Source organism: Superficieibacter sp. 1612_C1 (assembly GCF_015234305.1).
Taxonomy (GTDB): Bacteria; Pseudomonadota; Gammaproteobacteria; order Enterobacterales; family Enterobacteriaceae; genus Superficieibacter.
This window is the reverse complement of the sequence record NZ_JADGMI010000006.1, coordinates 325,349-348,387: the sequence shown is the minus strand read 5'-3', so window position 1 is coordinate 348,387 and position 23,039 is coordinate 325,349. Positions and strand designations below refer to the sequence as shown.

The 23,039-nt window shown below is 54.6% G+C and carries 23 protein-coding genes; 15 read left to right on the top strand and 8 right to left on the bottom strand.

The genetic code is table 11. The features are described from left to right. Window positions 1-275 precede the first annotated feature (275 nt). Window positions 276-1,034: a M48 family metallopeptidase gene (locus tag INT84_RS20775; protein ID WP_194208330.1), complete on the bottom strand. Its 759-nt coding sequence runs from the start codon at window positions 1,032-1,034 to the stop codon at window positions 276-278. A 280-nt stretch (window positions 1,035-1,314) separates the two neighbouring features. Here INT84_RS20775 and tkt point away from each other — a divergent pair, with 280 nt between their 5' ends. The 7 genes from tkt (at window position 1,315) to INT84_RS20740 (ending at window position 8,957) form a co-directional block, all read left to right on the top strand. Beyond that, the gene (gene tkt / locus INT84_RS20770) at window positions 1,315-3,306 is read left to right on the top strand and encodes a transketolase (RefSeq protein ID WP_194208329.1); all 1,992 of its coding nucleotides are present in this window, start codon (window positions 1,315-1,317) and stop codon (window positions 3,304-3,306) included. Between the two features lie 302 nt (window positions 3,307-3,608). Beyond that, complete coding sequence (cmtB, locus tag INT84_RS20765; protein WP_194208328.1) at window positions 3,609-4,052, top strand: PTS mannitol transporter subunit IIA; 444 nt, start codon at window positions 3,609-3,611, stop codon at window positions 4,050-4,052. Window positions 4,053-4,079: 27 nt separating this feature from the next. Then, on the top strand, window positions 4,080-5,468 hold the full coding sequence (locus tag INT84_RS20760) for a PTS mannitol transporter subunit IICB (RefSeq protein ID WP_194208327.1): 1,389 nt from the start codon (window positions 4,080-4,082) through the stop codon (window positions 5,466-5,468). Window positions 5,469-5,482: 14 nt separating this feature from the next. Beyond that, window positions 5,483-6,760 carry a zinc-binding dehydrogenase gene (locus INT84_RS20755; RefSeq protein WP_194208326.1) on the top strand — a complete coding sequence of 426 codons (1,278 nt, stop codon included), beginning with the start codon at window positions 5,483-5,485 and terminating at the stop codon, window positions 6,758-6,760. After that, complete coding sequence (gene glpX, locus INT84_RS20750; RefSeq protein WP_194208325.1) at window positions 6,757-7,728, top strand: class II fructose-bisphosphatase; 972 nt, start codon at window positions 6,757-6,759, stop codon at window positions 7,726-7,728. Before INT84_RS20755 ends, glpX begins: the two co-directional genes overlap by 4 nt. A gap of 15 nt (window positions 7,729-7,743) precedes the next feature. Then, window positions 7,744-8,253: an MltR family transcriptional regulator gene (locus INT84_RS20745; protein ID WP_194208324.1), complete on the top strand. Its 510-nt coding sequence runs from the start codon at window positions 7,744-7,746 to the stop codon at window positions 8,251-8,253. Then, window positions 8,250-8,957 (top strand): nucleoside/nucleotide kinase family protein, encoded by a 708-nt coding sequence (locus INT84_RS20740; protein ID WP_194208323.1) that lies wholly within the window; start codon window positions 8,250-8,252, stop codon window positions 8,955-8,957. Before INT84_RS20745 ends, INT84_RS20740 begins: the two co-directional genes overlap by 4 nt. Here INT84_RS20740 and INT84_RS20735 read toward each other — a convergent pair. From INT84_RS20735 to INT84_RS20715, 5 genes are read right to left on the bottom strand one after another with little or no spacing between them, the layout of a single operon-like run. Then, window positions 8,917-9,600: an ABC transporter ATP-binding protein gene (locus tag INT84_RS20735; RefSeq protein ID WP_194208322.1), complete on the bottom strand. Its 684-nt coding sequence runs from the start codon at window positions 9,598-9,600 to the stop codon at window positions 8,917-8,919. The two genes, INT84_RS20740 and INT84_RS20735, sit on opposite strands and share 41 nt — an antisense overlap. Beyond that, entirely contained in the window at window positions 9,594-10,286 is a 693-nt protein-coding gene (locus INT84_RS20730; RefSeq protein WP_370529687.1) for an ABC transporter ATP-binding protein, read from the bottom strand. The genes INT84_RS20735 and INT84_RS20730 overlap by 7 nt, the downstream gene beginning before the upstream one ends. Next, window positions 10,268-10,981: an energy-coupling factor transporter transmembrane component T gene (locus INT84_RS20725; protein ID WP_194208321.1), complete on the bottom strand. Its 714-nt coding sequence runs from the start codon at window positions 10,979-10,981 to the stop codon at window positions 10,268-10,270. Before INT84_RS20725 ends, INT84_RS20730 begins: the two co-directional genes overlap by 19 nt. Continuing rightward, on the bottom strand, window positions 10,982-11,560 hold the full coding sequence (locus INT84_RS20720; RefSeq protein ID WP_194208320.1) for an ECF transporter S component: 579 nt from the start codon (window positions 11,558-11,560) through the stop codon (window positions 10,982-10,984). Between the two features lie 21 nt (window positions 11,561-11,581). Next, the gene (locus tag INT84_RS20715) at window positions 11,582-12,007 is read right to left on the bottom strand and encodes a PPC domain-containing DNA-binding protein (protein WP_194208319.1); all 426 of its coding nucleotides are present in this window, start codon (window positions 12,005-12,007) and stop codon (window positions 11,582-11,584) included. A 373-nt stretch (window positions 12,008-12,380) separates the two neighbouring features. Here INT84_RS20715 and epd point away from each other — a divergent pair, with 373 nt between their 5' ends. From epd to mscS, 4 genes are all read left to right on the top strand, one after another. Next, on the top strand, window positions 12,381-13,400 hold the full coding sequence (epd, locus tag INT84_RS20710) for an erythrose-4-phosphate dehydrogenase (protein WP_176917333.1): 1,020 nt from the start codon (window positions 12,381-12,383) through the stop codon (window positions 13,398-13,400). Between the two features lie 49 nt (window positions 13,401-13,449). Next, the gene (gene pgk / locus INT84_RS20705) at window positions 13,450-14,613 is read left to right on the top strand and encodes a phosphoglycerate kinase (protein ID WP_194208318.1); all 1,164 of its coding nucleotides are present in this window, start codon (window positions 13,450-13,452) and stop codon (window positions 14,611-14,613) included. Window positions 14,614-14,715: 102 nt separating this feature from the next. After that, window positions 14,716-15,795, top strand: a complete 1,080-nt coding sequence (gene fbaA, locus INT84_RS20700; protein WP_194208317.1) for a class II fructose-bisphosphate aldolase — start codon at window positions 14,716-14,718, stop codon at window positions 15,793-15,795. 258 nt (window positions 15,796-16,053) lie between these two features. Next, complete coding sequence (mscS, locus tag INT84_RS20695) at window positions 16,054-16,929, top strand: small-conductance mechanosensitive channel MscS (protein ID WP_194208316.1); 876 nt, start codon at window positions 16,054-16,056, stop codon at window positions 16,927-16,929. Between the two features lie 51 nt (window positions 16,930-16,980). Here mscS and dctP read toward each other — a convergent pair whose 3' ends face one another. After that, on the bottom strand, window positions 16,981-17,961 hold the full coding sequence (dctP, locus tag INT84_RS20690) for a TRAP transporter substrate-binding protein DctP (RefSeq protein WP_370529694.1): 981 nt from the start codon (window positions 17,959-17,961) through the stop codon (window positions 16,981-16,983). 268 nt (window positions 17,962-18,229) lie between these two features. Here dctP and argO point away from each other — a divergent pair, with 268 nt between their 5' ends. Then, on the top strand, window positions 18,230-18,865 hold the full coding sequence (argO, locus tag INT84_RS20685; RefSeq protein WP_176917338.1) for an arginine exporter ArgO: 636 nt from the start codon (window positions 18,230-18,232) through the stop codon (window positions 18,863-18,865). Window positions 18,866-18,955: 90 nt separating this feature from the next. Continuing rightward, the gene (locus INT84_RS20680; protein WP_194208314.1) at window positions 18,956-19,714 is read left to right on the top strand and encodes an oxidative stress defense protein; all 759 of its coding nucleotides are present in this window, start codon (window positions 18,956-18,958) and stop codon (window positions 19,712-19,714) included. Between the two features lie 40 nt (window positions 19,715-19,754). On the opposite strand, the gene argP is transcribed toward INT84_RS20680, so the two are convergent. Further along, window positions 19,755-20,648: a DNA-binding transcriptional regulator ArgP gene (gene argP, locus INT84_RS20675; protein ID WP_194208313.1), complete on the bottom strand. Its 894-nt coding sequence runs from the start codon at window positions 20,646-20,648 to the stop codon at window positions 19,755-19,757. A 164-nt stretch (window positions 20,649-20,812) separates the two neighbouring features. Between argP and rpiA the strand changes: the two genes are divergently transcribed. Together rpiA and serA are read left to right on the top strand one after the other, a co-directional pair. Then, entirely contained in the window at window positions 20,813-21,472 is a 660-nt protein-coding gene (gene rpiA, locus INT84_RS20670) for a ribose-5-phosphate isomerase RpiA (RefSeq protein ID WP_194208312.1), read from the top strand. Window positions 21,473-21,736: 264 nt separating this feature from the next. Beyond that, the gene (serA, locus tag INT84_RS20665; RefSeq protein WP_194208311.1) at window positions 21,737-22,969 is read left to right on the top strand and encodes a phosphoglycerate dehydrogenase; all 1,233 of its coding nucleotides are present in this window, start codon (window positions 21,737-21,739) and stop codon (window positions 22,967-22,969) included. Window positions 22,970-23,039 lie beyond the last annotated feature (70 nt).

Below are 23,039 nucleotides of genomic sequence, written 5' to 3'. Positions count from 1 at the left end.
TGGGCTGGCGTTCAGGCGGAGGGTGTTTTTACCCGGTGGCGCTTCGCTTACGCGGGCCTACGGGGTGGGCTGGCGTTCAGGCGGAGGGTGGTTTGCCCGGTGGCGCTTCGCTTACGCGGGCCTACGTGGCTGGCGCTCAGGTGGTGAGTGTTTTGCCTGGTGACGCAGGTTTGTTAATGGGTGTAACTGTCTGATATATCGGGTTTTGTAGGCCGGGTAAGGCGAAGCCGCCACCCGGCATTATTGCGCCAGACTCAACAAGCTCCGGCTCAACTTTACTTAATCCCGTCCGCCGCCATGCGGTCGCGAATATGCTGGGCGCGCGCTTCGGAGGCCGGGTGATCGTCAAACATAGAGCTTTGACGGCCCGCTTCCAGTTTTGCCAGTTTCTCAAAGCTGGTGGCCAGACCCGCCGGGCTGATGCCGCGTTTGCGCAACAGATCGTAGGAGTAATCATCCGCTTCCGATTCCTGGCGCTGGGAGAACTGCGAGTTCACCAGTTTTTCCCCTAAATCGCCCAGCTGCGACTGTGACAGGCTACCCACGACGCCGCCCGCGGAGACCGCTGCACCACGTACGGCGTTGGTGCCGAGCGCAACTTGCATCCCTTTTTTCACGTGCCCCAACGCAACGTGACCCATCTCATGACCGATGACCGCTTCTACTTCATTATCATTCATCATATCCATAAGGCCGCTATACACGCGGATACAGCCGTTAGCCATCGCAAAGGCGTTCACGTCTTTGGTCTGATAGACCTTATAGTTCACCGGCTGGCCGTTGATATTGTCCCCGAGGGCGTTGGCGATAGTGGCCAGACGTTTGCTGTATTCACTACTGGAAGGCGCTATTGACGCCTTGCCGTCCATCTCTTTACAGGCTTCGTCGCTAAGCTCCTTCACCTGAGCATCGCTGAGGGTATACGCCTGGAACGCCTCTGCGCCAGAACTTAAAAAACCGTTAGAGTCCATATTCTGACAGCCGGTCAGAGCGGTGGCGATCCCAAAGGCAAGCAAGGCTGAACGCATTTTCATTTAATCTCTTCCGCACAAGTAAAATATTTATTTTGATAATGTTCTGGTTTCAAACGAACCAGTGCCTGGCGTAAGTATAAAGAAAAGAACAACACCCGAGCGAGGAGATTGCGCAACCTGCGAGCGCGATCCGGAGATTTCTGAATTCATAAAAGGATGCTCCATGTACATGGCTTGTCGCTTGGGTTACATTGTTGGCACTTTTTTCCGGCGTAGCCCAAAACGCGCTGTCGTCAAGTCGTTGCGGGCATAGCCTTCATTTATCCGATCTGGAGTCAAAATGTCCTCACGTAAAGAGCTTGCCAATGCTATTCGTGCGCTGAGCATGGATGCTGTACAGAAAGCCAAATCCGGCCACCCCGGTGCCCCTATGGGCATGGCAGACATTGCCGAAGTCCTGTGGCGCGATTTCCTGAACCATAATCCGCAGAACCCGTCCTGGGCTGACCGCGACCGCTTCGTGCTGTCCAACGGCCACGGCTCCATGCTGATGTACAGCCTGCTGCACCTCACCGGTTATGATCTGCCGATTGATGAACTGAAAAACTTCCGCCAGCTGCACTCTAAAACCCCAGGCCACCCGGAAGTGGGCTACACCGCAGGCGTCGAAACCACTACCGGCCCCCTGGGCCAGGGTATTGCTAACGCGGTGGGTATGGCGATTGCCGAGAAAACGCTGGCAGCGCAGTTTAACCGTCCGGGCCACGACATCGTTGACCACTTCACCTATGCGTTCATGGGTGATGGCTGCATGATGGAAGGTATCTCTCACGAGGTCTGCTCTCTGGCCGGTACTCTGAAGCTGGGTAAACTGGTTGCCTTCTATGACGACAACGGTATCTCTATCGACGGCCACATTGAAGGCTGGTTCACCGACGACACCGCGAAGCGTTTTGAAGCCTACGGCTGGCACGTGGTACGTGGCGTTGACGGTCACGATGCTGAATCCATTAAGCGTGCGGTTGAAGAAGCACGTGCCGTTACTGACAAACCGTCACTGCTGCTGTGCAAAACCATCATTGGTTTTGGTTCGCCGAACAAACAGGGCACTCATGACTCCCACGGTGCGCCGCTGGGCGATGCTGAAATCGCATTGACCCGCGAGCAGCTGGGCTGGAAACACGCGCCGTTTGAAATCCCGTCTGAGATCTACGCGCAGTGGGATGCCAAAGAAATGGGCCAGGCCAAAGAGTCTGCCTGGAACGAGAAATTTGCTGCCTACGCTAAAGCCTTCCCGCAGGAAGCCGCTGAGTTCACTCGTCGTATGAAAGGTGAAATGCCGGCTGATTTCGATGCCAAAGCCAGTGAATTTATCGCTAAGCTACAGGCGAATCCGTCCAAAATCGCCAGCCGTAAAGCGTCGCAGAATGCCATTGAAGCCTTCGGTCCGTTACTGCCGGAATTCCTCGGCGGCTCCGCTGACCTGGCACCGTCTAACCTGACTATCTGGTCCGGTTCTAAAGCAATCAACGAAGATACCGCCGGTAACTACATCCACTACGGCGTGCGCGAGTTCGGTATGACCGCTATCGCCAACGGTATCTCCCTGCACGGCGGCTTCCTGCCGTACACCTCCACCTTCCTGATGTTCGTCGAATATGCGCGTAACGCGGTGCGTATGGCAGCGCTGATGAAACAGCGTCAGGTGATGGTCTACACCCACGACTCCATCGGTCTGGGCGAAGACGGCCCGACCCACCAGCCGGTAGAGCAGGTCGCTTCCCTGCGCGTGACCCCGAACATGTCCACATGGCGTCCGTGTGACCAGGTGGAATCTGCGGTGGCGTGGAAATATGGCGTAGAGCGTCAGGACGGCCCGACCGCGCTGATCCTCTCCCGTCAGAACCTGGCGCAGCAGGAGCGTACTGAAGCGCAGCTGGCGAATATCGCCCGCGGCGGTTACGTGCTGAAAGACTGCGACGGTCAGCCGCAGCTGATCTTCATCGCCACCGGTTCTGAAGTTGAGCTGGCGGTTGCCGCTTACGAAAAACTGACTGCTGAAGGCGTGAAGGCGCGCGTGGTTTCCATGCCGTCCACCGACGCATTTGACAAGCAGGATGCGGCTTACCGTGAATCCGTACTGCCGAAAGCGGTCTCTGCACGCGTGGCTATCGAAGCGGGCATTGCGGACTACTGGTTCAAATACGTGGGCCTGAACGGCGCTATCGTCGGCATGACCACCTTTGGTGAATCTGCCCCGGCTGAACTGCTGTTTGAAGAGTTTGGCTTCACCGTTGATAACGTGCTGGCGCAGGCAAAAGCGCTGCTGTAATCGCGTTTACACCAGAAACGGGCCGCGAAAGCGGCCCTTTTTTATGCGTGAGATCACTAAACGAAATCATGGCAAGTCTATAAATGTGATCTACATTGCAAATATTATTTTTATGTTTGTCCTTTATTTGCATGTGAAATCACATTTATTCGGTTGCTATTTTTTATCTATTTGAATTTATTGGTTTTAAAAACCAGGGTTACAAGATCGCCGCCCGAGTGGCCTCATTGATTTCGTTGAGTTCAACGAGTATTTTATTTTCACCGTAGAACGGTATCCGATAATAAAATAAGGGGCGCATTATGCGGCTAAGGGATTATTTCCCCGATGGGGCTATTGAAGTAAAAGAGGCAGCAAAAGACTGGCAGCAAGCCATCGATTTTTCGATGGATGCATTACTCAGACATCAATATATTAATTCTGAATACATTCAGGCGATAAAAGACTCAACGCTCAGTAATGGGCCTTATTATATTCTGGCTCCGGGCGTGGCAATGCCACATGCCAGACCAGAATGTGGTGCTTCTAAAACAGGACTGTCATTAATCTTACTTAAGCAGCCAGTGCATTTTGACGACAATAATGAACCCGTTAAATTGCTGATTGGTCTGGCTGCTGCGCAAGCTGATTCGCATATCGGCGCTATTCAGGCACTCAGTGAATTACTGTGTGAGGATGAAACCCTGGAGTTAATGTTAAGCGCTAATAATGCAACGCAACTCGAGGATATTATCGCTCTCGCGTAATTCTATTCTCCTTTACAGGATATTATCATGGAAAATAAGTCTGCTCGTGCAAAGGTCCAGGCTTTTGGGGGCTTTTTGACCGCAATGGTCATCCCGAATATCGGGGCCTTTATTGCCTGGGGTTTTATCACTGCATTATTTATCCCGACCGGCTGGATGCCTAATGAGCATTTTGCCAAAATTGTCGGCCCGATGATTACCTATTTGCTGCCGGTGATGATCGGCTCTACCGGCGGCAGTCTGATTGGCGGTAAGCGCGGGGCGGTGATGGGCGGTATCGGCACCATCGGCGTTATCGTGGGTGCTGAAATTCCGATGTTCCTCGGCTCAATGATCATGGGGCCGCTGGGCGGTCTGGTCATCAAATATATCGATAAAGCGCTGGAGAAACGCATCCCCGCTGGCTTCGAAATGGTGATTAACAACTTCTCGCTGGGTATCGCCGGTATGGTGCTGTGCCTGCTGGGATTTGAAATCATCGGCCCGGCGGTCATCGTTGCCAATAACTTTGTTAAAGAGTGTATTGAGGCGCTGGTGCATGCGGGCTATTTGCCGCTGCTGTCGGTTATCAATGAACCGGCGAAGATCCTCTTTTTGAACAACGCCATCGACCAGGGCGTCTACTATCCGCTGGGAATGCAGCAGGCGTCGGTAGATGGTAAATCCATCTTCTTTATGGTGGCCTCTAACCCCGGTCCCGGTCTGGGTTTACTGCTGGCGTTCACCTTCTTCGGCAAAGGAATGAGTAAACGTTCCGCGCCAGGGGCGATGATTATCCACTTCCTCGGCGGGATCCATGAACTTTATTTCCCGTATGTACTGATGAAGCCGCTGACCATTATTGCGATGATTGCGGGCGGGATGTCCGGTACGTGGATCTTCAATTTGCTGGATGGCGGCCTGGTGGCGGGTCCAAGCCCAGGTTCTATCTTCGCGTACCTGGCGCTGACGCCGAAAGGCTCTTTCCTGGCCACCATCGCCGGGGGCACGGCAGGCGCTCTCGTTTCCTTCGTCATCACCTCGTTAATCCTGAAGATGGAAAAAACGGCGGAAACGGAGTCTGAAGATGAGTTTGCCCAGTCGGCAAGCGCGGTGAAAGCGATGAAACAGGAAGGCGCATTTTCTCTGAGCCGCGTGAAGTTTATCGCCTTTGTCTGCGACGCCGGGATGGGATCGAGTGCCATGGGGGCAACCACTTTCCGTAAACGTCTTGAGAAAGCCGGATTGAGTATTGAGGTCAAACACTTTGCCATCGAAAACACGCCGGAAGCGGCTGATATGGTGGTGACTCATTCCAGTCTTGAAGGGCGAGTGAAACGCGTTACGAATAAGCCGCTGGTGTTGATCAATAACTATATCGGCGACCCACAACTCGACACATTATTTAATCAGTTAACCGCTGAACATAAAAACTGATCGCAGAGGTAAAAATGAAAACGAAAGTTGCTGCTATTTATGGCAAGCGGGATGTCCGCATCCGCGAATTCGACTTGCCTGAAATTACCGATAATGAACTGCTGGTCAGCGTGATTTCCGACAGTGTCTGTTTATCAACGTGGAAAGCCGCATTACTCGGCAGCGATCATAAACGTGTGCCGGACGACCTGGAAAACCATCCGGCGATCACCGGCCATGAATGCGCAGGTATTATTGTTGAAGTCGGTAAAAATTTGACCGGTAAATATAAAAAGGGCCAGCGCTTTGTTCTGCAACCGGCGATGGGCTTGCCGAGCGGTTATTCCGCAGGTTATAGCTATGAATATTTTGGCGGTAACGCCACTTATATGATTATCCCTGAAATCGCGATTAATCTCGGCTGCGTGCTCCCGTATCACGGCTCTTATTTTGCCGCCGCCTCGCTGGCGGAACCGCTGTGCTGCATTATTGGCGCATATCACGCCAACTATCACACCACGCAATATGTTTATAAGCACCGGATGGGCGTGAAGCCGGGTGGCAATATTGCGCTGCTGGCCTGCGCCGGGCCGATGGGCATTGGCGCGATTGATTACGCGATTAACGGCGGCGTTAATCCGGCAAAAGTCGTGGTGGTCGATATCGACGAAAAACGGCTGGCGCAGGTGCAAAAACTGCTGCCGGTTGAGCTGGCCGCCAGCAAAGGTATTGAGCTGATTTATGTGAATACCACAGGCGTCAACGATCCGGTACAGGCGCTGCGTGCGCTGACCGACGATGCGGGCTTTGACGATATCTTTGTCTATGCCGCCGTGCCTGCGGTCGTGGAACTGGCCGACGAACTGCTGGCGGAAGATGGCTGCCTGAACTTCTTTGCCGGGCCAACGGACAAAAACTTCAAAGTGCCGTTTAACTTCTATAACGTGCATTACAACAGTACCCACGTGGTTGGCACCTCCGGCGGCTCCACGGATGACATGAAAGAGGCGATTGCCCTGAGTGCGTCCGGCCAGCTTCAGCCCTCCTTTATGGTCACCCATATCGGCGGACTGGATGCGGTGCCGGAGACGGTGCTTAATCTGCCGGATATTCCGGGCGGCAAAAAGCTGATTTATAACGGTGTCACCATGCCGCTGACGGCAATTGCTGATTTTGCTGAGAAGGGCAAAACCGACCCGCTATTTAAAGCGCTGGCTGAACTGGTGGAAGAGACCCACGGCATCTGGAACGAGAAGGCAGAAAAATATCTGCTGGCGCAGTTTGGCGTCGATATCGGGGAGGCTGCGGAATGATTTCACTGGCGTGGCCGCTCTTTCGCATTACGGAACAGGCGGCGCTTGCCGCCTGGCCGCAAACCGGATGTGGCGACAAGAACAAAATTGATGGGCTGGCGGTGACGGCGATGCGCCGGGCGCTGAATGACATCGCCATGCAGGGGCGTATTGTTATCGGTGAGGGAGAAATCGACCGCGCACCGATGCTCTATATTGGCGAAGAAGTGGGCACCGGTTGTGGTCCTGCGGTGGATATCGCCGTCGATCCCATTGAAGGCACGCGCATGGTGGCGATGGGACAAAGTAATGCGCTGGCGGTGATGGCCTTTGCGCCGCAGGGCAGTTTGCTACACGCCCCGGATATGTACATGAAAAAGCTGGTGGTAAACCAGCGGGCGCGTGGAGCGATTAACCTGGCGTTATCGCTTGAAGAAAATCTGCGTAATGTCGCTCTCGCCCTGGGCAAACCGCTTGAGGCGCTGCGGATGGTGACACTGGATAAGCCACGGCTTAAACCGGCCATTCAGGCGGCAACCCGGTTGGGCGTGAAGGTTTTTGCGCTGGCCGACGGTGACGTCGCGGCCAGCGTGATGACCTGCCAGCATGATAATCCTTTTGACGTGATGTACACCATCGGCGGTGCGCCGGAAGGGGTCATCTCCGCCTGCGCCGTTAAAGCGCTTGACGGGGATATGCAGGCTGAATTAATTGATTTCAGCCAGGCAAAAGGGGAGACGCAGGAGCATTGTCAGATTGCCGAAGATGAACGTCGTCGCTGCGCCATGATGGGCGTTGAGGTGAATCGGATCTACACGCTTGATGAACTGGTGAAAAGTGACGATATCCTCTTCTGCGCCACGGGCGTAACGGATGGCGATCTGCTTAAAGGCATTCACCAGTACAGCGGCAAGGTGCATACGCAAACATTGCTTATCAATGGCGCTGACCGAACGTGTAATATAATAGACTCCCTACACTCCAGGTGATCTATCGAGAGACGAATGACGACGCTGACAGAAGATGATGTGCTTGAGCAGCTAAACGATCAGGATGATTTACGCTCTTTTATGGAAACTGCGAACGACATTTTGCTGCGGGCCATCAGGCAGTTTCTGCCGTCGTTATTCGTTAACAATGATGATGAAATCGTCGAATATGCCGTAAAACCATTGCTGGCGCAGAGCGGGCCGCTGGATGATATTGATGTTGCCCTACGCCTGATATTTGCTCTCGGAAAAATGGATAAGTGGCTGTATGCCGATATTACCCATTTCTCGCAGTTCGGCCATTATCTGTCAACACAGGCGCAGTTGCCGGGTTATGCGGATGAGCTAACCTGGGATTTTATCAGCAACATAAACAGTATTACCGATAATGCGATGTTATATAACGCGCTGAAAGCGATGAAATTTGCCGATTTTGCCGTCTATTCAGAAACGCGATACGTCGCGATGCTCAAAACGGCGCTGGTGCTGGCGGTAACGACGATAGTAAAGGAATTAACGCCGTGAAAATATCTCTGATGGTTAACGGGCTACGGACAGAAGTTGATTACGCAGAAAGTGAAATTGAGACCGTCCATAAACCGTTGCTGCACCGCCTGGAGAAGTTAAGATCTGTCTCACCTTATCCCCGCACGATTATTTTTCTCAGCGCCCCGCCGGGGACGGGAAAATCCACCTTAACGACCTTCTGGGAAACGCTCTCCCGCCAGGATCCGACGCTACCAGCGATCCAGACGCTGCCGATGGATGGCTTTCATCACTACAATCGCTGGCTGGATGAAACGGGCTTGCGGCCATTCAAAGGCGCGCCGGAAACCTTCGATGTGGAAAAGCTGGCGCAGAATCTGCGGCAGATCCGCGAAGATGAGGGACGCTGGCCGCAATACGACCGGCAGAAACACGATCCCGAGGAAGCGGCGATTGAGGTTACTGCGCCCATCGTCATCGTTGAGGGAAACTGGCTGCTACTGGACGACGGTCGCTGGCGGGCGCTGCGAGAGTTCTGTGATTTTTCGATCTTTATCAAGGCACCGCCGGACGTGCTCCGTCAGCGGCTTATTAACCGCAAAATCGCCGGTGGCTTGTCGGCACAAGAGGCGCAGGCGTTTTACCTGCGCACCGATGGTCCAAACGTGGATCGCGTGCTGGCTGACAGCCTGCCCGCCGATCTTACGCTGGAAATGACGGCGGAAGGTGGCTATCGCTGTTAACCAGCACGCCCTGTTGCAGACGCACGACGCGCGGGAAGTGGCGGCGGGTAAAGTCTGCATCGTGGCTGATAGCCAGTACCGTGGTTCCGCGCTGGCGACAGGCGGCAAGCCAGCCCTCAAAAATGCCCAGCCAGTGTTCATCGAAATCACGGCTGGGTTCGTCCAGCAGAATGAGCGGTGGAGCCAGCGCCTCCAGCGAGGCCACCGCCACCATTCGCCGCTGGGCGATATGTAAATCCAGCGGATGCGCCTGCGCCACATCGGCTAAACCACACAGCGTCAGCGCGGCGTCAGTGCGTTGCGCGATCTCCTGCGCAGGCCGCTTTTGCAGGCGCAGGCCAAATTCGACCTCTTTAACCACCTGGCTATGAAAAATCTGGTTTTCGGCTTCCTGAAACAGCACGCCAATCGCGGCGGCACGCTGCTGATTTTTCATGTGTGCCAGCGGCGTGCCGCGAAACGTCACGGAACCCGAGCCGGGCGTTAACAGGCCAGCCATCAGCCGCAGCAGCGTCGATTTACCGGCACCGTTATCGCCCGTCAGCGCCAGCCACTCGCCCTGCGTAATGTGGAGCGACAGCGCGCGCAGGCAGTCATCGTCTGCGCCGGGCCAGCGATAAAAAACGTTTGTGAGTGTTAACATACCTGTACCAGTTCGCCGTCGCGTAGCTGCCAGCCATGCTGACAATAATCAAGGAACGGTGTGCTTTTGCGTTCCAGAAGAATGACCAGCGCCTGCCGTTCAGCCGCCCAGCGTTGCAGGCGCGTAAGCAATGCGTGCGTGGTCTGCGCGGTCAGGCGGCTAAAGGCTTCGTCCAGCAGCAGAATCCGCGGCCGCATGGCCAGCGCGCAGGCGATCACTACCCGCTGCGCTTCTCCGCCAGAGAGCGCCACGGGGTGCCGGTAACGTAATGGCTGACAGTCGGTGAGCGTTAACGCCGCATCAATCCGCGCCATAATGTCCGCTTCGCCCAGGCAAAGATTCTCCGGGCCAAAGGCCACCTCCTCTTCAACGCTGAAGGTGCAGCCGGAGAATTGCAGATAAGGGGACTGCTGAACCAGCTGAATATGTTGCGCACGCTCAGCCAGCAACATCTGCCCCACCTCAATGCCGAGTAAAGAGGCGCGACCTTCTCCGCCATTATCAGGCATCATAAACTCAGGGAACCAGCATCCCGCCAGCAATTGCGCCAGTGAACTTTTACCGCTGCCGTTACCGCCGGTAATCAGCACCATTCCCGGTTGGTCATAATGCCAGTTGAGCAGGCGAGTATGGCGTTCCCCGTGCAACGGCCGAAAATAGAAGTTTTCTAAGGTAATAAAGTCCAAAACTTTACTCCTGCTTCTGCCACGATGAGCGCGACCATTCCGTAACGGAACAGCGTTTGAAGGCGACTGTCTTTGGGGGCCCACAGCGTCGTGCGCCGGGGATGCAGGCGAAACGCGCGCATATCCAGTGCCGTACCGCGCACGGCTAAATTATTCAGGGCGCTATGCGTCAGGGGAATAACCAGCGAGGGCATGGCCCGCAGGCGCTGATACCAGCGGCCATCCAGCGGTACGCCCCGCGCACGTTGCGCTTCGTGGATGGTGGCTAACTGTTGTTTAAGCTGTTCAATCACCAGCAGTGGCCCGGCGAACAGATAAGCCAGGCCTGGCGGCAGGCGAGAGGCAAACAGCGCGCGAATAAACTGGCGAATGGGCACGTATTGCATCCAGAACTGCGCGGTGGAGACGATAGCCATAATGCGCAGCCACAGCGTGATGGCATGCGCCCAACGGCTCGGGTCGCGTGGCTGACCGCTTAGCCAGGCGGTGAACCAGCCGCCGTGGACCAGCCACAAACCCGCACCCAACGAGAGCATCAGCCACGCGACATAGCCAAACCGATGTCGGGTCGCGCGAAACAGAAGTAGCGCAATAACGGTCGCCGCGCTGTACCCCGTGAGTATCGGACCCGCAGGCAGCAGCAGCGTCGTACTGGCCGCCAGCGCCCACAAGGTCAGCGACGTAAAAGGATGCATTTAGCGAACGGCCGCCGTATGTGGAAAGTGACGCATCGTGCGTTGCGGAAGCTGGCGCAGGAGCACCCAGACGATGATCGCGGTGAGTATTTTATCTATCAGATTCGCGCCCAGCACCGTGATGGCGACGGATTCAAGCAGATTCTGCCCCATAGAGTGCATCCACGCGACGAACAAATCCGCGCCGCTGCCGGTCACGCCGCCAAACAGCCATGTGCGCAGCGGCACGGCCACCACCGTCACGGCCAGCGTGATAATAACGCCACTGACGATCACTTTAGGCAGGGTACGGAACCAGCCCGCCCGTGCCAGCCCGCCCGCGACCAGGCCGATGACCATGGCGACCGGCGCAAACGCGGCGGCGATAGGATCGGTCAACAGCCCCCAGAGCAGGTTAGTCAGCAGCCCGGTTAACATGCCGATCCACGGACCGAGCAGCACCGCGCTGATGAGCGTACCAATAGAATCAAGGAAAATGGGCAGCTTCAACATGCTGACCAGTTGACCGCCAATCATATTGATAGCGATGCAGATAACGATTAATACCAGAGAGAGACTGGAAAAACGGCGCTGGGCCATGAAAACCTCTTATCAGTGTCTTTATTTACGTGGCGTGACGACCAGTTCGTCATAGCCGGAAACGGGGCAGGGCTGGCGACTGAATGAGAGCGACGTTAGCTCGCCAATCACCAGTTCAAGCGTGGTACGCACGGTGCAGCCCGGCATCATATGTCCACCCAGCATGGCACCGTCAGGATCGGAGACGGCAAGGTGTAAATGTTCGCCGGTCAACTCCAGCGTGCCGTTCAGCGAAATCACTTCAAAGGTGCCGGTAAGCCGGGTCGTTCCCTCGCGGCCCGCATAGCGTAGCGCCACATCGCTCAGGCTACCGGTACAGCCCGCAATCCAGCCGGCGTGAATATGATTTTTTTTAACGAAAGCGTGTAGCCCGGCAAAAACTTCCTGGCCAGGCAGGAAGCGAAGGGCGTAGAAGCGTGCGCCATCAGGGGAGATTGAATGTTCCATTGTGAGATAACTCCGGGACCCGGACGTGCGGCGGATCTTATGCGTGTGAATCGGCTCGGTCTCTGATTTAAATCAGTAAATGTGACCGTGGACAAACAAATAATCCCGCTATGCTTATGCGCCATTCCACACAGGGAATAAATGCCTCCGCAACGCTGAGCGAAATGTGACGCAGATCAGATAAATGGTCGAACCCCGGCGGCAATAATTCCTTTTATTCCACATTTCCCTTATTCTAGCTGAACCGTTTCAGTCGATTAAATGTTCGACAATTAACCAATCAGTCGCAGTTTGTGACAGGCAAGGTTTCCCTTAACGTGTAGCTGCATTACTCTGTCAGCTTCACGGAATCAGGGTGTTTTGCAGGAGATCTATGACCGTACGCGTAGCGATTAATGGCTTCGGTCGCATCGGGCGTAACGTGGTTCGTGCGTTATATGAATCCGGGCGTCGGGCGGAAATCACCGTGGTGGCAATCAATGAACTGGCGGACGCCGCAGGCATCGCGCACTTATTGAAATATGACACCAGCCACGGACGCTTTGCCTGGGAGGTTCGCCAGGAGCGGGAACAGCTTTTCGTCGGCGATGATGCTATCCGTCTTCTCCATGAACGCACTATCGACGCCCTGCCGTGGCGTGAGCTTGGCGTGGATGTTGTGCTGGACTGTACCGGCGTGTACGGCAATCGCCAACATGGTGAGGCCCATCTGGCCGCTGGCGCGAAGAAAGTCCTTTTTTCTCACCCCGGCAGTAACGATCTTGACGCTACCGTGGTCTACGGCGTCAATCATGACGCCCTGCAAGCCGAACACCGCATTGTTTCCAACGCCTCCTGCACCACAAACTGTATAATTCCCGTTATTAAACTGCTGGATGATGCCTTTGCCATTGAGTCAGGCACGGTCACGACGATCCACTCTGCGATGCACGATCAACAGGTGATTGACGCGTACCACCCTGACCTCAGGCGCACGCGTGCGGCCAGTCAGTCTATTATTCCGGTTGATACTAAGCTGGCTGCGGGCATCGCCCGTATCCTGCCGCAGTTTGATGACTGTTTTGAAGCTATTGCCGTGCGCGTACCGACGATTAACGTGACGGCTATTGACCTTAGCGTTACCGTGAAGCAGCCGGTAAAAGCGTGTGAAGTCAACCTGTTGCTGCAAAAAGCAGCGCAGGGAGCATTTCATGGTATAGTTGACTATACGGAATTACCGTTGGTCTCAACTGATTTTAACCACGATCCGCACAGTGCCATTGTCGACGGCACGCAAACGCGGGTGAGTGGGGCGCACCTGATTAAGACACTCGTCTGGTGCGATAATGAATGGGGCTTTGCTAACCGAATGCTCGACACGACGTTAGCGATGGCAGCTATTGGTTTCAGGTAGGGCGCTTGTTGCGCCTGCAAAACTTTAAGAATCAACGAGAGGATTCACCATGTCTGTAATTAAGATGACCGATCTGGATCTTGCTGGTAAACGCGTTTTTATCCGTGCGGATCTGAACGTACCAGTTAAAGACGGGAAAGTAACCAGCGACGCGCGTATCCGTGCTTCTCTGCCGACTATCGAACTGGCCCTGAAACAGGGTGCTAAAGTGATGGTCACTTCTCACCTGGGTCGTCCTACCGAAGGCGAGTACAATGAAGAATTCTCTCTGCTGCCGGTAGTTAACTATCTGAAAGACAAACTCTCCAGCCCGGTTCGCCTGGTAAAAGATTACCTGGACGGCGTAGAAGTCGCTGAAGGTGAGCTGGTCGTTCTGGAAAACGTTCGCTTTAACAAAGGCGAGAAAAAAGACGACGAAGCACTGTCTAAAAAATACGCCGCACTGTGCGACGTATTCGTAATGGATGCGTTCGGTACTGCGCACCGCGCGCAGGCTTCCACTCACGGTATCGGCAAATTTGCTGACGTCGCCTGTGCGGGTCCGCTGCTGGCTGATGAACTGGACGCGCTGGGTAAAGCACTGAAAGAACCGGCTCGCCCGATGGTCGCTATCGTTGGTGGTTCTAAAGTTTCTACCAAACTGACCGTTCTGGACTCCCTGTCTAAAATCGCTGACCAGCTAATTGTGGGTGGCGGTATTGCTAACACCTTCGTTGCCGCTCAGGGTCATAACGTGGGTAAATCCCTGTATGAAGCCGATCTGGTTGATGAAGCCAAACGTCTGCTGACCACTTGCGATATCCCGGTTCCAACGGACGTTCGCGTAGCAACTGAGTTCTCTGAAACTGCTACTGCAACCCTGAAATCTGTTAACGACATCAAAGATGACGAGCAGATCCTCGACCTGGGCGATGCTTCCGCTGAGAAACTGGCTGAAATTCTGAAAAATGCCAAAACTATCCTGTGGAACGGCCCGGTTGGCGTATTTGAGTTCGCTAACTTCCGTAAAGGCACTGAAGTCATCGCTAATGCGATTGCTGACAGCGAAGCGTTCTCTATCGCAGGCGGCGGCGACACTCTGGCGGCTATCGATCTGTTCGGTATCGCTGACAAAATCTCCTATATCTCTACTGGCGGCGGCGCGTTCCTCGAATTCGTGGAAGGTAAAGTGCTGCCAGCAGTTGCCATGCTCGAAGAGCGTGCGAAGAAGTAATCGTTACTACGGGCAGGGTTTCCTGCCCGCTGTTTTCTGGCCGTGCTGACACTCAGCATGGCAGATATTTTTCTCAGGCCCGACGATACAGGACTACGTAACATGTCTAAAATTTTTGATTTCGTAAAACCAGGCGTAATTACTGGTGATGACGTACAGAAAGTCTTCCAGGTAGCAAAAGAAAACAACTTTGCTCTGCCGGCCGTTAACTGTGTAGGTACAGACTCTATCAACGCCGTTCTGGAAGCCGCTGCTAAAGTTAAAGCACCGGTCATCGTCCAGTTCTCTAACGGTGGTGCTCAGTTCATCGCGGGTAAAGGCGTGAAAACCGACGTTCCGCAGGGTGCTGCAATCCTTGGCGCGATCTCTGGCGCGCATCACGTACATCAGATGGCTGAGCACTATGGCGTGCCGGTTATTCTGCATACCGACCACTGCGCGAAAAAACTGCTGCCGTGGATCGACGGTCTGCTGGACGCGGGTGAAAAACACTTCGCGGCTACCGGCAAACCGCTGTTCTCTTCCCACATGATCGACCTGTCTGAAGAGTCTCTGGAAGAAAACATCGAGCTGTGCTCCAAATACCTGACCCGCATGGCTAAAATCGACATGACGCTGGAGCTGGAACTGGGCTGCACCGGCGGTGAAGAAGATGGTGTGGATAACAGCCACATGGACGCTTCCGCACTGTACACCCAGCCGGAAGACGTTGATTACGCGTACACCGAGCTGAGCAAAATCAGCCCGCGTTTCACCATCGCGGCGTCCTTCGGTAACGTACACGGCGTGTACAAGCCGGGTAACGTTAAACTGACCCCGACTATCCTGCGCGACTCTCAGGAATATGTTTCTAAGAAACACAACCTGCCGCACAACAGCCTGAACTTCGTCTTCCACGGCGGTTCCGGTTCTACTGCTCAGGAAATCAAAGACTCCGTCAGCTACGGCGTAGTGAAAATGAACATCGATACCGATACCCAATGGGCAACCTGGGAAGGTGTTCTGAACTACTACAAAACGAACGAAGAGTATCTGCAAGGTCAGTTGGGCAACCCGAAAGGCGCTGACCAGCCGAACAAAAAATACTACGATCCGCGTGCGTGGCTGCGTGCCGCTCAGTCAACGATGATTGCCCGTCTGGAACAGGCTTTCAAAGAGCTGAACGCGGTAGACGTTCTGTAATTACGACGTTAATCAGCATTATTCAAAGGCCCGCGTAAGCGGGCTTTTTTATGGTTGATGGTAAACCGTTCGTAGGCAGCGGGACGACCCCCTTTGCCGGCCCGCGCGCCGGTTTCTGTTGCGTATTCAACATACTAACCGCAGGGTTTTGTGATCAACTTGGCATTTTCTCCGCTTTGTGTTTACCCTTTATTAACTTACTTTTCTCCGTTGGGGATGACTGACTTTTTCTTTTTGGGTAACTATAAGGATGGCTGAATGGAAGATTTGAACGTTGTGGACAGCATTAACAACGCCGGCTCGTGGCTGGTAAACAATCAGGCGCTGCTGCTGAGCTATGTGGTTAACATTGTTGCCGCTATTGCCATTATCATCGTTGGGGTGATCGTCGCGCGCGTTGTTTCAAAGGCCGTTGATCGCCTGATGATCTCGCGTCATATCGACGCTACCGTCGCCGACTTTCTTTCTGCGCTGGTACGCTATGGCATCATCGGCTTTACGCTCATTGCTGCCCTTGGGCGTGTCGGAGTTCAGACCGCCTCGGTGATCGCGGTGCTCGGTGCTGCCGGTCTGGCCGTCGGTCTGGCTTTGCAAGGCTCGCTCTCTAACCTCGCCGCAGGTGTGCTGCTGGTGATCTTCCGCCATTTCCGTTCTGGTGAATACGTGGATTTAGGCGGCGTGGCCGGAACCGTGCTGCACGTGCAAATTTTCTCCACCACGCTGCGTTCGGCGGATGGCCGCTATGTGGTGATCCCGAATGGTAAAATCATTTCCGGGAACATCATTAACTACTCGCGTGAACCGGTGCGTCGTAACGAGCTGGTCATCGGCGTCTCCTACGATGCAGATATCGATCAGGTGAGAAAAATCCTGACCGATATTATCGAATCCGATGAGCGTATTCTGAAAGATCGCGAAATGACGGTGCGTATGAACGAGCTGGCCGCTTCCCAGGTGAATTTTGTGATCCGCATCTGGAGTCAGAGCAGCGATCTGCAAAACGTGTTCTGGGATGTGCTGGAGCGTATTAAGCGCGAGTTTGATGCGCAGGGCATTGAGTTCCCGTATCAGCAGATGGATGTGAACCTCAAGCGGGTGAAAAAGGAAAAAGAAGTCGACTTAGTGAAGCATTAAGCGGCGGTAGATGTTGTCGCCCCGATCATAAATGATGGGGCGACCACGGGTTTAACGGCGGGTTTCCTCAAGCAGTGCGCTCACTTTTTGCATTACCTCTCCGGCATTATTAACCCCTTCGCTTTTCTGCTTCTCTACCCACTGCGCCTGAACCTGCGGGTAGTTGATAGCGTTCTGCCACGCGGTAAGCTCTTCCTTGTTCAGATAGCGAACGTGCGCGCCTTCCTGCTTCAGCGTTTTGACCATTGCCGTCAGATTATTATCCAGTGCCGCGCCCAGTGCCTGTTGGGTTGTTGTCGCCGCACGTTGAACAGCCTGTCGATCGCGCGCTTCAAGGCTTTCCCACGTTTTTTTGTTCATCGTTAACAGATAGACATGGCCCAGCCACAGGGAAGGTGAGAGCAGAATATTCGGTGCGGCGCGTTCGGCGTGGATATCGTAGCCGCTGTCCAGGTTAACCATCAGCCCGTCCAGACGGCCGTCCTGTAGCGCGGAGGCGATGCCGTTATTCCACGGCAATGTTACGGTTTTTGCGCCGGTATTATGTAAATAAGCCTGATGCCAGAAGCTGGCCGTGCGCCAGGTAGTGCCCTGTAAATCGGTTAACGACGTCAGGGGTTTGGCCGTAAAAAAGCCCACCGGATAACCGAGGAAAAATTGCAGATTGACCAGATTGTTGCGCTCCAGTTCAGCGTTAAATTCCGGCATATCGTGATAAACGCGACGGAAAAACTCGACCTGTTGCGCACCGTGATCCGGACCGATAACAAAACTCTTAAAAATTTGATGCAGCGGCAGCTGTTTAGCCGTGTACTCCGGCACCACAATGCCCATATCGGCTTTGCTGCCGTTGCTGATGGTCGCCAGCGCGTCGTAGCTAATCGACGTTTCGCCATTCCAGTGTGCTTCTACTTTGAGACGTCCCTGCGACTCTTTTTCTATTGCCGCAAAGAATACATCGTTGATAAGCCGGGTGCGCATGCCGCCATAGGGTTCATGGTCGGTATAGCGCAGCACTTTTGGGGCTGCCATGGCGGGCAGCGTGAGAAAAAGTAGCCCGAGTAATGCGGAGCGAAAAAGAGGCGAGAACATATCAAATCCTTTGAAGTGAAACGTGATGCTGAGAGTGTACGCTTGCCGCCCCGAATTGCGCGTGAAAGCGCCTTTATAAATTCTGAAAATGGAGTTGCCCTGTTTCATGTTATTAATGAAATTTATGGATGATTAAAATTTTCAATTTCCGCTAATAAAAACGCTGAGATATAGTCTGCGGTAAAGCAATCAGTATGGGAATATCAACGTGTTATCTTATTATTTTCAGGGGCTTATCCTTGGCTCGGCAATGATCCTGCCTCTCGGCCCGCAAAACGCTTTCGTGATGAACCAGGGCATTCGTCGCCAGTATCACATCATGATCGCCTTTCTGTGCGCGATGAGCGACATGGCGCTGATCTGCGCGGGCGTATTTGGCGGCAGCGCGCTGCTGATGCAGTCGCCCTGGCTACTGGCCGTTGTCACCTGGGGCGGGGTGGCATTCCTGCTGTGGTATGGTTTCGGCGCGCTGAAGACGGCGTTGAGCAGCAACCTTGAGCTTGCCAGCGCGGAGGTCATGAAGCAGGGAAGATGGAAGATTATCGCCACTATGCTGGCGGTCACCTGGCTGAATCCGCACGTCTATCTGGACACCTTCGTGGTGCTGGGCAGTCTCGGCGGACAGCTGGAAAGCGTACCGCGGCGCTGGTTTGCTGCGGGCACGGTCAGCGCCTCGTTTCTGTGGTTTTTCGGCCTGGCCCTGCTGGCCGCATGGCTGGCTCCTCGCCTGCGCACGGCAAAAGCCCAGCGCATCATTAATATCGTGGTAGGCTGCGTGATGTGGTTTATCGCTTTTCAGCTGGCGAAAGAAGGGGTGAACCATATTCAGGCGCTGTTTAACTAAGCGTTGTCTGATGGACATTCTGCGGGCAGAGGCTAAGCTTGCTGGCATGTGCTCTCTTTGTGGGTGCTTAATGCAAATGGAGGTTCGACAGTGAAGTTTAACGTGATGGCCCTGGCGGCACTGGTGAGTTTAGGCGCAATGACGGCCTCGGCAAATGAATTGCCGAATGGTCCGCACATTGTCACTTCAGGGACGGCCAGCGTGGATGCCGTACCGGATATCGCCACCCTGGCGATTGAAGTGAATATCGCGGCGAAAGATGCGGCGTCGGCGAAGAAACAAGCTGACGATCGTGTTGCGCAATATCTTACTTTCCTCGATCAGAACGGCGTTGCTAAAAAAGACATTCGCTCTGCCAATTTGCGTACCCAGCCTGATTATGATTATCAGAACGGGAAAAGCATCCTGAAAGGCTATCAGGCGGTAAGAACGGTTGAAGTCACGCTGCGCGAACTGGATAAGCTTAACGCGCTGCTGGATGGCGCGCTGAAAGCCGGCCTGAACGAAATTCGTTCCGTGTCGCTGGGCGTGGCAAAACCTGAAGCGTATAAAGATCAGGCGCGTAAAGCGGCGATTGATGATGCGGTTCGACAAGCTCAGGAGCTGGCCTCCGGCTTTAAAGGAACGCTGGGTCCTGTGTACAGCGTGCGCTATCACGTCTCCAACTATCAGCCAAGCCCGATGGTGCGGATGATGAAAGCGGATGCAGCTTCAACAACCGCGCAGGAGAGCTACGAGCAGGCTACCATCCAGTTTGACGACCAGGTTGATGTGGTGTTTGAGCTGGAACCGGCACAGGGAGATACCCGAGCCACGACAACGCCTGAGACGCCGGAAAAAGCACAGTAACGCAAAATCTGCCCCTCCTGCCTGCAAGAGGGGCGTTTGCTTAAACCTGGCGCAGCACCCGATGCCCGTGCTCCAGCAGGGCATCGGTCACTTTACGCATCATCCGGCTTTCTGGCGCAAAACGGTGCCAGTAGAGCATCCGGCGTTGATACAGACCTGGCGTCAGGTCAATCAGCTCGCCGTTTTCCAGCTCTCTCTCAATTTGCAAGTGCGGGATCATACAACAGGTGGTGCCCTGACGCGCCAGCTGCACGAAGGCTTCCGACGAGTTAACGATATGGCAGGGTACGCTGCCCGGCGGCAGGTCGAAATTTTGCTGAAGAAAAGCCTGATGCATATCGTCGAGATGATCGAAGGCGACGGCAGGGGCTTTCAGCAGGGCCGAGCGGGTGACGCCGTTGGGAAAGTAGCGTGCCGCAAACTCTTTTGAAGCCACGAACAAATAATCCAGCGCGCCAAGCGGATCAACCAGGCAACTCGGCAGCGCCTGCGGCTGGATACTCACCGCACCGACCACTTCACCACGGCGTAAACGTTCCTGCGTCCGGGTTTCGTCTTCCACTTGTAAATTCAGGCGAATGGGTGAGTCTACCAGCACCGGGGCCAGCGCGGGCAGCAGCCAGGTTGCCAGACTGTCGGCGTTGACCGCCAGCGACAGCAGCAGCGGCGTTGAGCCGGTTTGTTCATCGCCCAGCCATTCATCTTCCAGCATTTCAACCTGGCGCAGCAGCGCCAGCAGTTTTTGTCCCTGTTCCGTTGGCCGTGGTGGTACGGTACGCACCAGCAGCGGCTGCCCAAACATATTTTCCAGCTGTTTAATGCGCTGTGAGACGGCGGACTGGGTAATACATAGCTTCTGCGCAGCGCGTTCAAATCCGCGTTCACGAATGACCGCATCCAGCGCCTGTAACGTTCTGTAGTCCGGACGTTTCATGAATCTGTGTGGCTCCCTAATGGTTTTCTATCCAGCACTATGACATAAATTTGCCATAGATACAGACGAAATTATGTGCACGGTTCTGTGACGCGGGTCGCAGGGACATCCCTGGTCCTTATGTTCTATAATGCGCGCAGGATAATCACTCCACAGGTAAAATTATGACGCAGGATGAACTGAAAAAAGCAGTAGGCTGGGCCGCCCTTCAGTATGTCGTACCGGGCACCATTGTCGGGGTTGGGACGGGGTCCACCGCCGCCCATTTTATTGATGCGCTGGGTACCATGAAGGGACAGATTGAGGGCGCGGTGTCCAGCTCCGACGCCTCCACCGCCAAACTCAAAAGCCTTGGCATCACGGTATTTGATCTTAATGAAGTTGATCGTCTGGGCATCTACGTTGATGGTGCCGATGAGATCAACGGTCAAATGCAGATGATTAAAGGCGGCGGCGCGGCGCTGACCCGCGAAAAGATCATTGCCTCGGTCGCAGATAAGTTTATCTGTATCGCGGATGCCTCAAAGCAGGTTGATATCCTTGGCGAATTCCCGCTGCCGGTGGAAGTGATCCCGATGGCACGTAGCGCCGTGGCGCGTGAACTGGTCAAACTGGGCGGTCGTCCGGAATACCGTCAGGGCGTGTTGACCGACAACGGCAATGTGATCCTTGACGTTCATGGTATGGAAATCATCGATCCGATCGCCACTGAAAATGCCATTAACGGCATTCCGGGCGTTGTCACCGTGGGGCTGTTTGCCAACCGTGGCGCGGATGTTGCACTGATTGGCACCGCCGATGGCGTCAAAACCATCGTGAAATGATCTGACGGGGGAGAGCCTCCCCCGTTTAAAAAAATTCCGATCGCCAAATTTGGTGACATGTGTCACGTTTTAACGCTCGTGCTGACGTTTCTTCCCGCGTAATCTTTCACCGCCAGCATTTTATGCTGCCATTTTCCCCTGAATGATATTCCCTCAAGTAGACGACGCAAACGTTCATATTGCCGCGATAGTTTTTTTTGATATGTTGCTTAGAGGGAGTTGTGTTTAGCTCAATATCAGTTAAGACAAAGACAGGGTCGGGAAATGGCAAAGGTATCACTGGAAAAAGACAAAATTAAGTTTCTGCTGGTTGAAGGTGTGCACCAGAAAGCGCTGGATAGCCTGCGTGCGGCAGGTTATACCAACATTGAATATCACAAAGGCGCGCTGAGCACCGAACAGCTGAAGGAGTCGATCCGTGACGCCCATTTCATCGGCCTGCGTTCCCGTACTAATCTGACGGAAGAGGTGTTTGCTGCGGCTGAAAAGCTGGTTGCGGTAGGCTGCTTCTGCATCGGCACCAATCAGGTCGATCTCAACGCGGCGGCAAAACGCGGCGTCCCGGTGTTCAACGCGCCGTTCTCCAATACCCGTTCGGTGGCCGAACTGGTGATCGGCGAACTGCTGCTGCTGCTGCGCGGTATTCCGGAAGCGAACGCCAAAGCGCACCGTGGAGTCTGGAACAAGCTGGCGGCAGGCTCTTATGAAGCGCGTGGCAAAAAACTGGGCATCATTGGTTACGGCCACATCGGCACGCAGCTCGGCATTCTGGCGGAATCGCTGGGGATGTACGTCTACTTCTACGATATCGAAAACAAACTGCCGCTGGGCAATGCGACTCAGGTTCAGCATCTTTCCGACCTGCTCAATATGAGCGATGTGGTCAGCCTGCACGTGCCGGAAAACGCCTCCACCAAAAATATGATGGGCCCGGAACAGCTGGCGCTGATGAAGCCGGGTTCACTGCTGATCAACGCCGCGCGCGGCACGGTAGTCGATATTCCTGCGCTGTGCGATGCGCTGTCGCGTAAACATCTGGCCGGTGCCGCGATCGATGTCTTCCCGACCGAACCTGCGACCAACGCCGATCCGTTCACCTCACCGCTGTGCGAGTTTGATAACGTGATACTGACCCCGCACATTGGCGGCTCCACGCAGGAAGCGCAGGAGAATATCGGTCTCGAAGTGGCAGGCAAGCTGGCCAAATACTCCGACAATGGTTCAACGCTTTCTGCGGTCAACTTCCCGGAAGTCTCGCTGCCACTGCACGGCGGTCGCCGTCTGCTGCACATCCATGAAAACCGTCCAGGCGTGCTGACCGCCATTAACCAGATCTTCGCCGCGCAGGGCATCAACATTGCCGCCCAGTTCTTACAGACGTCGCCGATGATGGGCTATGTGGTTATTGATATCGAAGCGGAAGAAGATGTGGCGCAGCGCGCGCTGCAAAGCATGAAGGCGATTCCGGGGACCATTCGCGCCCGCTTGCTGTACTGAGTCCTGGCCCTCTCCCCAGGAGAGAGGGAGAAGTCCCGTGCCCGAACATGCCTGCGGAGTAAAGACGCAC

Bases quoted from the DNA above. Each gene is read 5' to 3' on its own strand.
- INT84_RS20775 (WP_194208330.1), bottom strand. From the start codon at position 1,034: ATGAAAATGCGTTCAGCCTTGCTTGCCTTTGGGATCGCCACCGCTCTG.
- tkt (WP_194208329.1), top strand. From the start codon at position 1,315: ATGTCCTCACGTAAAGAGCTTGCCAATGCTATTCGTGCGCTGAGCATG.
- cmtB (WP_194208328.1), top strand. From the start codon at position 3,609: ATGCGGCTAAGGGATTATTTCCCCGATGGGGCTATTGAAGTAAAAGAG.
- INT84_RS20760 (WP_194208327.1), top strand. From the start codon at position 4,080: ATGGAAAATAAGTCTGCTCGTGCAAAGGTCCAGGCTTTTGGGGGCTTT.
- INT84_RS20755 (WP_194208326.1), top strand. From the start codon at position 5,483: ATGAAAACGAAAGTTGCTGCTATTTATGGCAAGCGGGATGTCCGCATC.
- glpX (WP_194208325.1), top strand. From the start codon at position 6,757: ATGATTTCACTGGCGTGGCCGCTCTTTCGCATTACGGAACAGGCGGCG.
- INT84_RS20745 (WP_194208324.1), top strand. From the start codon at position 7,744: ATGACGACGCTGACAGAAGATGATGTGCTTGAGCAGCTAAACGATCAG.
- INT84_RS20735 (WP_194208322.1), bottom strand. From the start codon at position 9,600: ATGTTAACACTCACAAACGTTTTTTATCGCTGGCCCGGCGCAGACGAT.
- INT84_RS20725 (WP_194208321.1), bottom strand. From the start codon at position 10,981: ATGCATCCTTTTACGTCGCTGACCTTGTGGGCGCTGGCGGCCAGTACG.
- INT84_RS20720 (WP_194208320.1), bottom strand. From the start codon at position 11,560: ATGGCCCAGCGCCGTTTTTCCAGTCTCTCTCTGGTATTAATCGTTATC.
- INT84_RS20715 (WP_194208319.1), bottom strand. From the start codon at position 12,007: ATGGAACATTCAATCTCCCCTGATGGCGCACGCTTCTACGCCCTTCGC.
- epd (WP_176917333.1), top strand. From the start codon at position 12,381: ATGACCGTACGCGTAGCGATTAATGGCTTCGGTCGCATCGGGCGTAAC.
- pgk (WP_194208318.1), top strand. From the start codon at position 13,450: ATGTCTGTAATTAAGATGACCGATCTGGATCTTGCTGGTAAACGCGTT.
- fbaA (WP_194208317.1), top strand. From the start codon at position 14,716: ATGTCTAAAATTTTTGATTTCGTAAAACCAGGCGTAATTACTGGTGAT.
- mscS (WP_194208316.1), top strand. From the start codon at position 16,054: ATGGAAGATTTGAACGTTGTGGACAGCATTAACAACGCCGGCTCGTGG.
- dctP (WP_370529694.1), bottom strand. From the start codon at position 17,961: ATGGCAGCCCCAAAAGTGCTGCGCTATACCGACCATGAACCCTATGGC.
- argP (WP_194208313.1), bottom strand. From the start codon at position 20,648: ATGAAACGTCCGGACTACAGAACGTTACAGGCGCTGGATGCGGTCATT.
- rpiA (WP_194208312.1), top strand. From the start codon at position 20,813: ATGACGCAGGATGAACTGAAAAAAGCAGTAGGCTGGGCCGCCCTTCAG.
- serA (WP_194208311.1), top strand. From the start codon at position 21,737: ATGGCAAAGGTATCACTGGAAAAAGACAAAATTAAGTTTCTGCTGGTT.